Genomic DNA, 14,529 nt, shown 5'->3' with positions numbered 1-14,529 from the left:
CGCTCCCCCGGGATCGGCTGACTGGCCTACCGGGCCGATGGTGCCCCACCGGCGCCACCGGCGTCTACGTCCGGCCAGTCCCGGATCCACCCGTACGCCAGCTGGCCGGACGGGAGCTCAGCAGCGCCGTCAACGACCATGTCGACCGAACCGAGCGTACCGTCGGCGGTGAAGAACCGCTCCTCGGCCCGCCGCCAGCGGTCGAGCGTCGGCTGTGTCGCGGCCCCGTCGCGGGTGAGCGACCGGGCCAGGCGCACCGGTTCGGGTGCGGTGACGTAGACCGACAGCGTCGCGGCCGGCCGGACCGCCGCGCGGGCCGCGCTCACCCCTTCGATCACGAGTACGGCGGGCGGTTCGATCACGGTCCAACCGGCGCCGAACCGCCCGGCGGCCCAGTCGTATCGTCGGTAGCGGGCCGGCCGCCCGGTCCGCAGCGGGTCGAGCACGCAGGCGCTGAGCCGGGGCCAGAAGGTGAACTGGTCACGCCAGCCGTCCAGCAGGTCGTCGGTGTGCACGACCGCCACGGCCGGTCCGGCGGCGGTGCTGGACGGCTCCGTGGCCGGCTCCGTCGCCGGCTCTGTCGCCGGCTCTGTCGCCCTGATCGTCGCGCAGGCGGTGGCCAGGCAGTCGGCGAAGGTGGACTTGCCGGCGGCGCTCGGGCCGTCGACGACGACGAGCCGGACCTGGCCGAGGCGGGCCGGGGCGGCGTACACCCGCCGGGCGAGACTTTCGAAGGTCGAGACCCCCCGCGTCACCGGGGAGCTCCAGGTGGGATGAACGGTAGTCCGGCCGGCGGCCCGGACTCGATCAGCCGCCACAGCGCGGCGGTGTCCAGGTGCTCCTCGACCAGGTCGCCGAGCAGATCCAGTCCGCGTTGGCGCAGCGCAGCGAAGCTGGTGTCCGGTGCGACGGTGAAGCCGTGCCGGCCGGCCCGGCGGGCCACGTCGGTGAGGTAGCGGCGACGAAACTCGTCGGACTCGAAGGCACCGTGCCAGTGTGTGCCGTACACCGAGCCGAGCCGCGTGCCCTCGGTGCCGCCCGACGTGCCAGGGCCGGCTCCGGTGCCGGTGCCCACCTCGGTGCTGGTGCCGGTGAACAGCGGCGAGGTCGACCCGTCGGACCGGGAGACGTACCCATGGTGAATTTCGTAGCCGCGCACCGGCACGTCACTGTAGGCCCGCCCCGCGCTGCGGGTGACGGTCTTACGCTCGGCGAAGGTGATCTCGACGGGCAGCAGGCCGAGCCCCGGTACGCTGCCCCGGCGGCTCTCCACCTCGTCGTGGATCACCCGGCCGAGCATCTGGAAACCGCCGCAGATGCCGAGCAGCGGGCGGCCGGCGCTGGCGTGCGCGGTCACCGCCGCAGCCAGCCCGGTCCCCCGCAACCAGGCCAGGTCGTCCACGGTCGACCTGGTGCCGGGCAGGACGACGAGGTCGGCGGCGGCGACCTCGGTCGGGTCGACGGTGAGCCGGACCTGCACGCCGGGCTCGGTGGCGAGCGCTTCGAGATCGGTGGCGTTGGAGATCCGGGGCAGTCGCACCGCCGCGACCCGCAGGATGTCGCGGCCGCGCGGCGCCGCGGGCCGTCCGATCGTCCCGCCGTACGCCAGTGAGTCCTCGCCGTCCAGCCAGAGATCGGGCTGCCAGGGCAGCACCCCGTAGGTGGGTCGGCCGGTCACCTGGTGCAGCATGTCGACCCCGGGTCGCAGCAGCTCCTGATCACCACGGAACTTGTTGATCACGAACCCGGCGATGTGTGCCTGGTCCTCTGCACTGAGCAGGGCGACGGTGCCGAACATGGCGGCGAAGACGCCGCCCCGGTCGATGTCACCGACGACGATCGCCGGCAGCCCGGCGTGCCGGGCCAGCCCGAGGTTGACGAAGTCGCCCGCCCGCAGGTTGATCTCGGTTGGGCTGCCGGCCCCTTCACAGATCACCACGTCATACTCGCCACGCAGCTCGGCGAGGGTGGCGTGCACGGTGTCGGCGAGGCGGGAGCGCATCGCGCGGTAGTTGGTCGCGGTGACGGTGTCGACCGCCTCCCCCAGCAGCACGACCTGGCTGGACCGGTCACTGCCCGGTTTGAGCAGGACCGGGTTGAACCGCACCTGCGGCTCCAGCCCGCAGGCGGCTGCCTGCACCGCCTGGGCCCGACCGATCTCACCGCCCCGGCCGTCGGACCCGACAACCACCGCCGAGTTGTTGGACATGTTCTGTGCCTTGAACGGCGCGACCCGCACTCCGCGCCGGTTGAGCCATCGACAGATCCCGGCGGTAAGCAGGCTCTTGCCCGCGTCGGAGGTGGTCCCGGCGACCAGTAGGCCACCACCACCGGCGGGGCCAGCATTCCCCGGCACCCCGGACTCCCTTCCACTCCTGGTACTGCCGCTACCGGCGGCGAATTGTCCGTAGGGCGGCCCTGACCATCTGTACGGTCAGCTGTGCGGCGGCCAACTGCACGGCCGGCGCCGCGAACCCGGACGCGACGGCAGCGGTGTCGCCGACCCGCCGGGACAGGGTGGCTGCCCGGCGGATCTGCCGAGGCGAGGGACGCGGACCGTCACCGAGATACGGACGCACCTCGGAACGCCCGAAGTAGATGTTGCGTCCACCGAGCCGGATCCCGAGCGCCCCGGCGAACGCCGCCTCGCACTGACCGGCGTTGGGGCTCGGATGGTCGGCGCGGTCGCGCCGCCACACCCGCCAGGCCCGTGCCCGGTCGCCCTTGACCGTCGGCGACCACCACACGGCGGCCAGCCCGGTGAGCCGCGACGGCACGAAGTTGAGCAGGTCGTCGAGTCGCGCCGCAGCCGTGCCGAACCGTTCGTAGCGCGACGACCGGTGCCCGATCATCGCGTCCAACGTGTTCGCCGCCCGGTAGCCGACCAGGCCGGGCAGACCGGCGACGGCACCCCAGAACAGCGGCGCGACCACGGCGTCCGAGGTGTTCTCGGCGACCGACTCGACGGTCGCCCGGGCCAGCTCCGGCGCGTCGAGCGCGGCCGGATCCCGGCCGCAGAGATGGTTGAGCCGGCGTCGGGCCGCTGGTACGTCTGCTCGGCGCAGCGCCCGCGCCATAACGTCCGCCTCGGTCCGCAGCGTACGGCCGCCGAGCACCGCCCAGGTGGTGCCGGCGACGATTGCCACCCGGGCGATCGGATGCCGCCGGGTCAGCACCGACGCAGCCACGGCGGCGATCACCGGCCCCCCGACGGCCACGGCTGCGTAGGCGACGCCGGCCCGACGGGTCGGCCGGTACAGCCGGCGCTCGGCGGCACCGGCCAACCGGCCGTACCCGGCGACCGGATGCCAGCGGCGGGGGTCGCCGAAAAGGGTGTCCAGGGCATAGCCGGCGACCAGGCCGCCGGCCGTGGCGGCGGCGGCCGACGTGTTGACCCTGCCAGCGCTGGTAGCCACTCCGGCAGCCTACGTGGGGCCGGTGACAGGTGACGGGTCGGCCGACGGTCACCTGTCACCGGGCGGCTGACCGTCGAAGCGGTGGTACGGGCGGGTCGGCCCGCACCACCGCGCTCGTCGGCATGAACCGGGCCAGGGTCAGACCGGCACCGCCGTCCGGCTGCGCGACCGCCGGGCCCGGCCGGACGAAGCCGGCCGATCCTCGGCCGGCAGCGGATCGCCGGTCGGATCGTCGGGAACCCCGTCGCCGCCGAGCGACTGCGACGACGATGTGTCCACCAGCATGTCCAATAGCTCGTCACGGTGACCGGCGTCGTCGCCGGTCGTCGTGGTGCCGGCTCCGGCGTCCTCGGTCGAAACGGCGGCTGCGCCGGCCTGGGCCGAGGCGGCTGCCTCGGCGGCGAGCACGTCCACCGCCAGCGTGATCGGCCGACCACCCGGACGGTTCGGTTCCCCTTCGACCGGCGACGGCACCGACGATTCCAGGAACATCGGGTCGTCATCACCGTCGAACAGCTCGTTGCGGGTCGCCGGCACCTCGGCGGCCGGCACCTCGGCGGTGGCCTCGCCCTGCACCCGCCGCTCCGGGTCGTCCCCGTCAACTTCGCTGGTCGCCAACGTCGGCCGGTTGCGGGTGAACCGGCCCCGTCCCCGGGCCAGGTCGTGCCCGACCGCCACCGCCTCCATCTCGTACTGCAGGCGGTTGTTGCCGTCGCCGTCGACCCAGTCGCGGGTGTAGAGCCGGCCGACCACGACGACCGGGTCGCCGAGCATGACCGAGGAGCAGACCCCTTCGGCCAGTTTGCGCCAGCAGTTCACCCGGACCCGGAGGCTGTTGCCGTCGACCCAGCGGTTGCTCTCCCGGTCGAGCCGGCGCGCCGTCGAGGCCACTTTGAAATTGGCGACCAGCGTGTTGGTCTGGGTGGTACGCCGCCACTCCGGCGTGGTCAGCACGTTACCGACAACCGTTACGTACGTATCGAACATCGCATCTCCGCAGGGGCTCGTCGGGTTGATCTGATCGAGTCGACTCGACGCACAGCCTCGATTGACGGCACCCCTGCCGCCAGCCACCGGCCGGTGGTTCTGTGGACAGAACCACGGCTGTGGACAACCGCACCGATACCGAGTTGATCTGCTAAGACGCGACACGGAACCGGCGGGTGGGCCGCTGCTCAGCGGCCCACCCGCCGGATGGAAGTCGGATGGTGTCCGGTGGTGACCGGTAGGATCAGCTACCGACCTCGGACCGGCTCTTGGCGATGAACCTGGGAAGACTGTCCTTGACGTAGTATCCCCAGGCATCACTGCAGCCGCCGTAGCACTCGAACTGCGGCACGAGCCCCTCGTGGGTGAACGTGACCTCCGTTTTGCCGTCCTTCTCTGCGATGTCGAAGACGACCCGCGTGTCCTTCCACTCTGTCCTGTCCGCCACGAAGGTGATGTCGGCCTCGGTGACGAGCCAGACGACCTTCTTTCCGGGCACGAACTCGGTGACCTTCTGCTTCGAGTAGTGCAGCGCGCCGTGTCGGTAGGTGAACTCGGCGCCGAGACTGTCCGCCGTTCCCTCGATCTCCCCGTCCCACCACCCGCGTACGTCGTTGATGGCGTGGAAGACGTCCTCGGGGTTCTGGTGCACGCTGAAGGACGTCGTGTAGCTCTCGCTCATGTCTTCCTCCTGGTTGGGATGTTGCGGTGGACGCAGGTGCCCCGGATACGAACACGACACCGCGGCGGGCGGTCTATCGGTCCTCGCCGCCCGGCGAGATTCACGCCTCTCCTCGCCAGCGTACGGCGCACCGGACGATCCCCGGGGATCCTGCTCTACATCGGGCAAAATCGGAGAACTGTGGGACCGGTCGTCGGTCCGGAGATGCTCGCGGTGCCCTTGCCGCCGCACCGGATCGGTACCGTGGAGTTCCGGAGCAGTTGCGGATGCCGGCAGCACGGCACCTCGACCCACGAGTTGGAGTGAACCCATGCCACTGATGCCCAGGGACGAGGCCATCGATTTCAATCGAAGAGTTATCGAGGAGTTCCGCGCGAACGCAGGCCGAGTCGGCGGAATCCTGGCCGACTCCCTCGTCATCCTGGTGCACCACGTCGGCATCCGGACCGGGATCGGCCGGGTCACGCCGCTGATCTGCTTTCCGTTCGATGACCAGCGCCGCTACGCCGTCGTCGGATCCAACGGCGACTCTCCGGTCCGCCCGGCCTGGTGCGCGAACCTGGCCGCCATGGCGAGCACGACCGTCGAACTGGGCGAGGAGACCTTCTCGGTGACCGTCGAGCCACTCGACGATGGCACCCGCAGCCGATTGTGGTCGGAACTGTTCGGCGAGGCCACCGGCCCGGACGAGTTCGCGGCCAGGACCGGGCGGCAGTTGCCGATGTTCCTGCTGACCCGCACGACCTGACGGCACAACTCCGGTCAGCGGGGCGGCCACCTGGCCAGTTCAGCACATCTGCTTGCACCACGCAAGCCAACATGCCAGACTTTGGCTTGTGCTGGGACGCCTGTACGCCAACGAGGTCTGCTCTGCCGCGCGGACACTCGAGGTCGTCGGCGAGCGCTGGAGCCTGCTCATCATCCGCAACGCGATGTTCTTCGGGATGACCCGGTTCACGGACTTCCAGCGGGACCTGGGTGTGGCCACGAACATCCTGGCCAAACGGTTGAGCGAGTTCGTCGAGGCGGGCGTCTTCGAGACACGGCCGGGTGCCGGTGGCGCCCACGTCGAATACGTGCTCACCGAAAAGGGTCGCCAACTGCAACCGGTCATCCTCGCACTCACCGAGTGGGGTGACCGGTGGGCCAATCCGGAGGGGCGGCCGGTCGCCTTCGAACACGAAGGCTGTGGCGGCCACGTCAGTCTGCAGGTCGGATGCGCGGGTTGCGGCACCTCTCCGTCGTCCAGCGACGTGACGGCGCGCGTCGACTCCCGGTTCATCGCGCTGCGCGAGCAGCGCAGACAGCGACGCTGACCCGCCGCAACCTCGACCGTGCTGCTGGTGCGGCCAGATCTGCCGGTGCGGCACCGTGCCAAGGGTGCGGGTAAACGGTGTGGTCCGCTGGCCGCGCGCCCAAATGGACGCGTGGCCGGACCCGTGGGTCCGGCCACGCGTACGAGGCAACTTCTACAGGAACATCGTGTTGGGCTCCAGGCCGCACAGGACACGGCCGTAGGTTTCCAGGTTCGTGTTCGGGTGCATGATGCCGTGCAGGTTGATCGTCTGGACGTCCCGCTCGATCCGCTGGATCGGCACCTCGGAATACACCGACGAACCGCCACTGGCGTTGTTCAGGATGTCCACGGCCTCCTTCGCCCGGGCACAGACGGCACCGGCGTCCATCCGTGCCGCAGCGCGGTCCTCCAGGGTCCACGGCTCGCCGCTGAGGGCCTTCTCATCGAGCCGGCGGACTGCCCGGTGCAGGTGGAACTCGGCTTCGTCGATCTTGACTCGCGCCTCGGCGACCTGCAGGTGGGTCAGCGTCGCCTCGATCTGCTTCTCGTAGTTCGTGTAGGTGATCCGCCGGCTTGGCAGCCGCTCCATGAAAGCGTCCCAGGCGGCCCGCGCCATGCCGAGCGCCGGTGCGGCTGCCACGGCGACCGCAAACTGCAGGAACGGCACCCGCCACGCCTGATAGTCGGCGTTGATCTTCGACGCATGCTGGTTGTGCATCATGACCGGCACCATGTTCAGCACCCGGTTCTCGGGCACGAACAGGTCCTGGGCGATGGTCGTGACACTGCCGGTGCCGCGCAGGCCGACCGTGTGCCAGTCGTCGACGATCGTCAGGTCCGAGACCGGAACGACCGCCATACCCGGCACCATGTTGCCGTCACCGAGGTCGATCATGATGGAGTGGGTGTCCCACTGCGCCTGCGGGGCACCGGTGTTGAAGTGCCAACGACCGTTCAGGATGTAGCCACCCTCGGTCTTCACGGCGACCCCGTTCGGGCCGACCGAGCCGCAGAACCGGTCCTCCGGGTTCGCGAAGATCTCGTCCTGCGCCTCGTCGGGCAGCAGGCCGGCCAGCCAGGCACCGATCGTCATGGTGCTGATGGTCCAACCGGTGGAGCCGTCGCCGTGGCCCAGCTCTGCGACCACGTCCACCACCGTACGCGCGTCCGGCACGGTGCCGCCGTAGCGCGCCGGGAACCGCAACCGCAGCAGCCCGGCGTCCTTCAGCGCGTCGAGCACCTCCGCGTGCAGGGCGCGGTTCTCCTCCTGCCACGCGGCGTGCTTCTGGATCAGCGGGATCAGGTCCCTGGCCCGCTGTACGAGTTCGGGCTGTGGCGCGGACTCGATTACCGTCATCTTTACTCCTCCAGACGAAGGCAGAAATTGGTGCCTGGCGCAGCTACTGCGGCAGGATGTCGGGGGGACGTCCCGTCGTCACAAACTCTGGCATGAGGCCCCTACGGTCCACATCTCTCACGTTGCTCAGGAACGAACTGCATACTGAGCCGCCGGCCGAGTTCCAGTCCGACAGAACATTCGTGGGCTGAACACAGATGGGCAGTGGACGCCATTTCGACGACGTCCACTGCCCATTACTTACCTGCCTCGGGCGGCACCGCCCGTCATGGTCTGTCGCTCAGGCGGACTGAGCTGCGGCGATCTGCGCCGCCATCTGTGCGTACTGGCGCTCCAAGTTCTTCCCCCCGCCCGAACGCCAGCTGTCGGCCAGCGGCTCGGCCATGGCATCGGGGAAGATCTCCTCCTCGCCCTTTTCCAGCCCGTCGTAGACGTTCTTGGCCACGTGCTCGGGCGCCGCCTTGGCCATCACGTCGAAGCCCTTGGTCATGTCGGTGTCGACGAGCCCGGTCATGACGGCGTGCACGCCGACGCCCTTACCCGCCAGCAGACCACGAAGCGACTGCGACAGGTTGAACGCCGCTGCCTTGGCCGCCGAGTACGACGAGACCAATGGGAACGGCGCGAACGCGTTCACCGAAATGTTGTTGATGATCGCACCCTGGGACCGGATCAGCGCCGGGAGGAACGCCTGAATGGTGTCGTACACGCCGAAGAAGTTCACCGCGAACATCTTCTCGAGCACCGCGCGATCGCTCAGGTCGTCGAACGTGACCTCGCCGGCGTTGTTCACCAGCACGTCGAGTTCGCCGACGGTCTTCGCGGCCTGTGCGATCTGCCCCGCGTCGGTCACGTCCAGCGTCACTGCGGTGACCCGCCCGTCCGGGTGGTCGAACGGCTGACGCGTCCCGGCGTACACCCGCTTCGCGCCCCGGTTGAGCGCCTCCTCGAGCAGCGCCCGGCCGATGCCGCGGTTGGCGCCGGTCACCAGGACCGTCTTACCGGTGATCGTGTGCATTCCGTACTCCCTTTCGTATGGACATGCTTCTGACACCCGTCCGATCAGGACGGGAGCTCGACCGACTGCCGGTGGTTGAAGAAGTTCCGCGGGTCGTAGGCCTTCTTCACCGCCTGCAGCCGGCGGTAGTTCTCCTTGTAGTAGAGGTCGTACCAGGCGAAGGCCGACCCGTTCCAGGCCGGATCGCTCAGGTCGGCGTCCGGATAGTTGACGTAGCAACCGTCGGTCTGGTCGTTCGGTACGGGCACGCCGCCGGTGTCCGCGAAAGTGTCACGGTAGGTCTCCCGGGCCCACGCGATGTTCGCCGCGTCGTCCGCCGGATTGGCCCACTGCGCCTGCCAGAGCAGCTTGTAGGCGGCCTCCCGGTGGGGAATCGCCGTCGCGGCGTCGGGCACGGCCGCAGTCCTGCCGCCGTACGGGCTGATGACGATGTTCAGATTCGGATTGTTGATGTCCGACCGGGTCATCGCCCGGTAGATCGCGGAGGCCTGCGCAGTGGTGAAGGTGTCCTTCATGAACGCGGACTTGTACTCGCCGCGTAGCGTCGGGTCGTTGTTCAACGTGTTGGTGGTACCGGTGAGCTTGCAGAACTGCAGCCATGGCATGGTGCTCTGCGAAGCGAACACGGCCGGTGTCACACCGTTCTGCAGATGGGCCAGGTAGCTGTCCAGCATCTGTTGCGCGTTCGGCACGGCGGAGTCGACGAAGGCGTACATGTGTATTTCGCCGTTGGACCGGTGGAACGACTGGATCAGGCTCGTCACCTCGCGGGTGGGGCTGTCCGGGGAGATGTTCGCGACGTGCCAGCTGGCGTAGTTCTGGAGCAGGCGGATGTAGTCGGCTTCGGTCATGGTGCTCCAGCTCCATAGGGCGAAGCTGGACAGTACTTTGGACGGCGGTTTCGGCAGAAGCTGCGCCGGGGACCGGCCGTGCGCTCCAGGCGAGCGGAAGAAGTACCGGGTGACGACACCGAAGTTCCCACCGCCGCCACCGGTGTGGGCCCACCACAGGTGGCGGTGCGGGTCCCGCTTTTCCCGCGTGGCGATGATCGTGTTGACCCTGCCGGCGGCGTTGACCGTGACCACCTCGACGGCGTACAGGTGGTCGACGATCAGTCCGTTGCGGCGGACAAGCCAGCCCCAGCCGCCGCCGGCGACGTGGCCGCCCATTCCGACGGAGTAGCAGACACCGCCAGGCAGCGTGACGCCCCAGGTCTGGTAGAGCTTCTCATAGACGTCGAGCAGAATGGCGCCGGCCTCCACCGCAACAGCCTTCATTCTCGCGTCGTAGTAGATCCTATTCATGTTCGTCATGTCGATGATCGTTTCGACTTCACTGTTGTAGACGAAGTCTTCGAAACCGTGACCGCCGCCCCGGACGGTCAATTTGGTTCCGCGACGCACCGCGCGTCGGACGATCGGGGCAACCTGGTTCGGGGAATCCACCACGTACACCGAGTTGGGTGTCGCGGTCCACCGGTTGTTCAGCCCCATCACAAGGTCGGGGTATTGGGGGTCAGCCGGAGTGACGGGCGCTACCAGCGCACCCGACGCTCCACTCCCGTGCGCGAGTGCCGTGCCGGGCAGTGCGGCACCGGCCAGGGCGACGCCTCCGGCCCCTGCGGCACCGGCAAGTAACGTACGCCGTTCGAACTTCCGCTCTTCGTTGGTCATGGCAATCCTGTCCTCTCTGAATCGAGACAGTGAGAGCGGACGACACCAATTCCCCTGGCCACGTCCGCGCATCGGTCGCCAGGCTATGATCCGGCGACACCCGCCTGCTTCCTTGAAATTGCCCTCTCCCAGTGACCGCTTCTTTTTGCCACTACTCGCTGCGGTTGATTGAATTTCCGTCCGTCAGGATCGCGATTAGGCCGGCGACGACGGCGGCAGTAGCCAACAGGGCAATACGGAAGTGGCCGAGGAACATGAAGAATTGGCAGAGTCGAGCGCGCGTCCCGGTTCCGGGCAGCGACCCGAACCCACCGTCCGATGTGGGTGACCAGTAGTCAGGTGACCGCCCCTCGGCGGGGACCAGCATCGCACCGGCGCTGCTGCGTCACGCCTCGGGCTGCACTTGGAGAGGACTGGAGACGATCGCGGAGAGACAGCAATCGAGAAGTATACATTCTTCGCCAATCGTCATAGCTTGGACGCAACCCGCCATATGCGGTCGACAAGAGGGAGAGGTAGAGCCATGTCGCCACGGTTGGTCGATGCTCGGGTCAGGGGATCGCGGTTGACACTGAAACGGATGATCGTCGGAGGGATCACCGCCCTGGCGGTGATCGTCGGTAGTGTCGGGGCAGCGGTGGCTCACGGCTCGAACGGCGGCTCCGACGCCACCGCAGCGCGAGGTGGACACGCCCAGCGGGAGCCGGTCGTCGGTCGCGCGGTCTTCGACCGGACCTTCCGGCATGGTCTGGTCCGCACCGACGGCGGCAAGGTGCACTACGTCAAGGGCGGTTCCGGGCCGGCGCTCGTGCTGCTGCACGGCTGGCCCGAGACCTGGTGGGGTTGGCATCTGGTGATGCCCGAGCTGGCCAAGACGCACACGGTGATCGCGTTCGACCTGCCCGGCCTCGGCTACTCCGCGATCCCGCGGGACGGCTACGACCAGAAGACCACGGCCGCCCGTCTGCATCAGGCGGTGAACCGGCTCGGGTACCGCGAGGTGAAGGTCATGGGGCACGACATGGGCGTTCTGGTCGGCTACGCCTGGGCCCGGGACTACCCACAGGAGGTGACCCGCCTGGCGGTGCTCGACTCGCCGCTACTGGGCTTCGGCTTGGAGGACGCGTATCCGCTCAGCTTCCACTTCAAGCTCAACATGGCGCCGTCGCCGGTGCCGGAGAAGATCGTGGACAACAGCGACGTCTCCACCTACCTGAACTACGTCTTCGAGTTCGCGGCGGTCCCCGACGCGATTGACCGGGACAGCCACATCCGCGCCTACCTGCACCCGGCCCGGCGCAGCGCCGGCTACAACTACTACCGGGCCTGGCCGGAGAACGCGGAGGACACCAAGGCCCACGCCGAGTCCAAGCGGCTGACCCAGCCGGTGCTTGCGATGGGTGCCGAGTTCGTCTTCGGGCTCGGTGTGGCGGCCTCGTTCGAGCAGGTCGCCGATGATGTCCGAGGCGTCGTGGCCCCCGGGGCCGGTCACTGGATTCAGGAGGAAACTCCGGAGTTCCTGATCGACTGCGCCAACCTCTTCTTCGGACCTGAGGGCGTACCCGCGCCCACCGAGCCGCTCTCGAGCTGCGTCGCCTGACCGGCCTTTGCGGGCACGGTTCACCGCTACCGGTGGACCGTGCCCGCGCCGTGACCAACGGTCACCGCGCTGGAGGCGAACCAAAGACATCGATGGTCACGACTGGCGGAAAGTGTGTATTGCCAGCATGTGAACCTTGCTTGACGGCACGCCGACACGCCCCACACGTGACTTGCGTGACACAAGTAGACGCATTAGCCTAGGTCAGTGGGTGCGCGACACAAGCCGGCCATCCAGAAAGGATGCCGACGTTCCGACAGCTCCGCCCGATGCGGAGCATTGCCGACTTCCGCGACGCACGGTCGCGGGACGTCGCCAACCCCTTTTCCGCATACCACGAATGCGAGGAAATCATGACTGGGCCGAGTTACACCACCGAGTTCACCGTGGACCAGTCCCCGAAGGAGGCGTACGAAGCCATCACCAATCCGCAGGGATGGTGGTCGGCCGAGATCGAGGGCAGCGCCGAGAAGGCCGGCGACGAGTTCCGGTACCACTTCGAGGACCTGCACCGCTGCACGATCCGGGTGACCGAGTCGGTTCCCGGCGAGAAGGTCGCCTGGCACGTGGTGGACAACTACTTCTCGTTCGTCAAGGACAGCTCCGAGTGGGTCGACACCACGATGACCTTCGACATCTCGGAGGAGGGCGGCAAGACCAAGGTCCTCTTCACCCACCACGGGCTGGTGCCGGAGTTCGAGTGCTACAACGCCTGCCAGGAAGGGTGGGGCAACTACATCAACGGCAGCCTCAAGGAACTGATCGGCAAGGGCCAGGGCGCGCCCAACGCCACGGGCCAGGCACAGACCACGGCCGAGGCAGAGCTCGGATCGGCCAGCCGCTGATCCGCCGTAGAGCCCCGGTCAACCCGACCGGGGCTCTACACGCCGGCCGTCCAGGCAGTTGCCCGGGCTCATCCGGACCGTCACCTGTGCACGTCCGGGCCGGCACGCATAACGCTCACCCGGATCGCCACCCGCTTGTCGCGGCGCATCGCAGCCCGATAGTCGTCCCAGTCGGAATGCTCTCCGGCGATCCGTCGGTAGTAGTCGACCAGCACGTCGAGTGCTTCGGGCAGCCGTACCACCTCCGCACGCCCGTCGATCTGCACCCAGTCGCCAAAGAACCGGTCCGTGGTCACGCAGAACGTGACCCGCGGATCGCGCAGCAGGTTGTGGACCTTGACCGCACCTTCCCTGGTGCTGACCAGCACTCGGCCGGCGTCGTCGACCGCGACCAGCACCGGACTGGTCTGCGGCCGGCCATCCGGATGCCGGGTCACCATCACCGCCCGATGATTCGCCCGCAGGAACGCCGTCGCCTGTTCAACCTTCATCCCGTACCTCCTCGCGCCACGCACCGCCGCTCGGCCGCTGCCAGTGCCGCCTTTGATTGTGCGACGCGCAGCGCGGTGCTACCCGGAGGTAACCGTCCGGCGGTACGGTCAAGGTCGTGCAGCCTGACATCCTCGGACTCCCGTACGAGCAGCAGGTCATCGAGCTGGCCCCAGACGACGAGGGTCCGGTCGTCGCGACCCTGGTCCGGCGCCGGGCGGACCGCCCGGCCGGGCGGGCGGTGCTCTACCTGCACGGCTTCGTCGACTACTTCTTCCAGACCCATCTGGCAGACCACTTCGTCCGTGGCGGCTGGGACTTCTACGCCCTCGACCTGCGCAAGTACGGCCGGAGCCTGCTTCCGCACCAGACCCCGAACTTCTGCCGCGACCTCAGCGACTACTTCCCGGAACTGGACGCCGCCGCCCGGATCATCCGCGAGCAGGACGGCAACGAGACGTTGCTGATCAACGGCCACTCCACCGGTGGGCTGATCGCGGCGGTCTGGGCCGACGCGCGGGCCAGCCAGGGCATCGCGCCGGACGGGTTGTTCCTGAACAGCCCGTTCTTCGACCTCAACGCACCGTGGCTGCTCCGCCGGCCGGTGGCGGCGGCCGTCTGCCGTCTCACCGGCCGCTCGCCCTACCGCATCGTCCCGGTCGGGCTCTCCCGGGTGTACGGGCAAAGCGTGCACGCCTCCCAGAACGGAGAATGGGACTACGACCTGGAGTGGAAGCCGCTCACCGGGTTTCCGGTGCGGGCCGGTTGGCTGACCGCGATCCGCCGCGCCCAACGACAACTGCGTGCCGGACTGCAAATCACCGCGCCGGTCCTGCTGGCCTGTTCCTCCCGGTCCTACCGCAGCCACAGCTGGCACGATTCGGCTACCCTGGCCGACGCGGTACTCGACGTCGAGCACATGGCCCGGTGGGCCCCCCGGCTCGGCCGGCACGTCACCGTGGTCCGCATCGACGGCGGCCTGCACGACCTGACCCTGTCCCACCAGCCAGCCCGCGACGAGCTGTTCAGCGAGCTGGACCGCTGGCTGCGCGGCTACTTCACCACCGAGCCGCTAGGCCCGGACCCTGGTCAACCGGTGGCGGCGCAACGCCCGGTCGACCGAGGGTTGCCGGAGACCGACTGACTCGTCACGGCAACCCGCGAC

14 protein-coding genes are annotated in these 14,529 nt (G+C 68.5%); 5 read left to right on the top strand and 9 right to left on the bottom strand.

The features are described from left to right. Window positions 1–26: 26 nt before the first annotated feature. From O7543_RS27080 to O7543_RS27060, 5 genes are all read right to left on the bottom strand, one after another. A complete protein-coding gene (locus O7543_RS27080) occupies window positions 27–755 on the bottom strand; it encodes a hypothetical protein (protein ID WP_281551274.1) in 729 nt (242 codons plus the stop codon). After that, entirely contained in the window at window positions 752–2,356 is a 1,605-nt protein-coding gene (locus tag O7543_RS27075) for a cobyric acid synthase (RefSeq protein ID WP_281551275.1), read from the bottom strand. Before O7543_RS27075 ends, O7543_RS27080 begins: the two co-directional genes overlap by 4 nt. Window positions 2,357–2,387: 31 nt before the next feature. After that, window positions 2,388–3,416, bottom strand: a complete 1,029-nt coding sequence (locus tag O7543_RS27070) for a cobalamin biosynthesis protein (RefSeq protein WP_281551276.1) — start codon at window positions 3,414–3,416, stop codon at window positions 2,388–2,390. A 138-nt stretch (window positions 3,417–3,554) separates the two neighbouring features. Next, window positions 3,555–4,403: a single-stranded DNA-binding protein gene (locus tag O7543_RS27065; protein WP_281551277.1), complete on the bottom strand. Its 849-nt coding sequence runs from the start codon at window positions 4,401–4,403 to the stop codon at window positions 3,555–3,557. 244 nt (window positions 4,404–4,647) lie between these two features. Continuing rightward, window positions 4,648–5,085, bottom strand: coding sequence for an SRPBCC domain-containing protein (locus tag O7543_RS27060; RefSeq protein WP_281551278.1), 438 nt, complete (start codon window positions 5,083–5,085; stop codon window positions 4,648–4,650). Between the two features lie 319 nt (window positions 5,086–5,404). Here O7543_RS27060 and O7543_RS27055 point away from each other — a divergent pair, with 319 nt between their 5' ends. Next, window positions 5,405–5,833 (top strand): nitroreductase/quinone reductase family protein, encoded by a 429-nt coding sequence (locus tag O7543_RS27055; protein WP_281567289.1) that lies wholly within the window; start codon window positions 5,405–5,407, stop codon window positions 5,831–5,833. A gap of 88 nt (window positions 5,834–5,921) precedes the next feature. Then, entirely contained in the window at window positions 5,922–6,401 is a 480-nt protein-coding gene (locus O7543_RS27050) for a helix-turn-helix domain-containing protein (protein WP_281551280.1), read from the top strand. 153 nt (window positions 6,402–6,554) lie between these two features. Here O7543_RS27050 and O7543_RS27045 read toward each other — a convergent pair whose 3' ends face one another. The 3 genes from O7543_RS27045 to O7543_RS27035 form a co-directional block, all read right to left on the bottom strand. Beyond that, complete coding sequence (locus O7543_RS27045) at window positions 6,555–7,739, bottom strand: acyl-CoA dehydrogenase family protein (protein WP_281551281.1); 1,185 nt, start codon at window positions 7,737–7,739, stop codon at window positions 6,555–6,557. Window positions 7,740–8,019: 280 nt separating this feature from the next. Continuing rightward, window positions 8,020–8,727, bottom strand: coding sequence for an SDR family NAD(P)-dependent oxidoreductase (locus O7543_RS27040; protein WP_281551282.1), 708 nt, complete (start codon window positions 8,725–8,727; stop codon window positions 8,020–8,022). A 74-nt stretch (window positions 8,728–8,801) separates the two neighbouring features. Beyond that, window positions 8,802–10,430, bottom strand: coding sequence for an FAD-binding oxidoreductase (locus O7543_RS27035; protein WP_281567288.1), 1,629 nt, complete (start codon window positions 10,428–10,430; stop codon window positions 8,802–8,804). A 580-nt stretch (window positions 10,431–11,010) separates the two neighbouring features. On the opposite strand from O7543_RS27035, the gene O7543_RS27030 reads away from it, so the two are divergent. Both O7543_RS27030 and O7543_RS27025 read left to right on the top strand, forming a co-directional pair. After that, entirely contained in the window at window positions 11,011–12,030 is a 1,020-nt protein-coding gene (locus O7543_RS27030) for an alpha/beta hydrolase (RefSeq protein ID WP_281551283.1), read from the top strand. 353 nt (window positions 12,031–12,383) lie between these two features. After that, window positions 12,384–12,875, top strand: a complete 492-nt coding sequence (locus tag O7543_RS27025; RefSeq protein WP_281551284.1) for an SRPBCC domain-containing protein — start codon at window positions 12,384–12,386, stop codon at window positions 12,873–12,875. Window positions 12,876–12,955: 80 nt separating this feature from the next. Here O7543_RS27025 and O7543_RS27020 read toward each other — a convergent pair whose 3' ends face one another. Continuing rightward, window positions 12,956–13,366 (bottom strand): PPOX class F420-dependent oxidoreductase, encoded by a 411-nt coding sequence (locus O7543_RS27020; RefSeq protein ID WP_281551285.1) that lies wholly within the window; start codon window positions 13,364–13,366, stop codon window positions 12,956–12,958. Between the two features lie 116 nt (window positions 13,367–13,482). On the opposite strand from O7543_RS27020, the gene O7543_RS27015 reads away from it, so the two are divergent. Continuing rightward, window positions 13,483–14,508, top strand: a complete 1,026-nt coding sequence (locus O7543_RS27015) for an alpha/beta hydrolase (protein ID WP_281551286.1) — start codon at window positions 13,483–13,485, stop codon at window positions 14,506–14,508. Window positions 14,509–14,529 lie beyond the last annotated feature (21 nt).

Source organism: Solwaraspora sp. WMMA2080 (genome assembly GCF_027497395.1).
GTDB lineage: Bacteria > Actinomycetota > Actinomycetes > Mycobacteriales > Micromonosporaceae > Micromonospora_E.
Note: the sequence above shows the minus strand (reverse complement) of the source record. Positions and strands in the feature narration are given on the sequence as shown.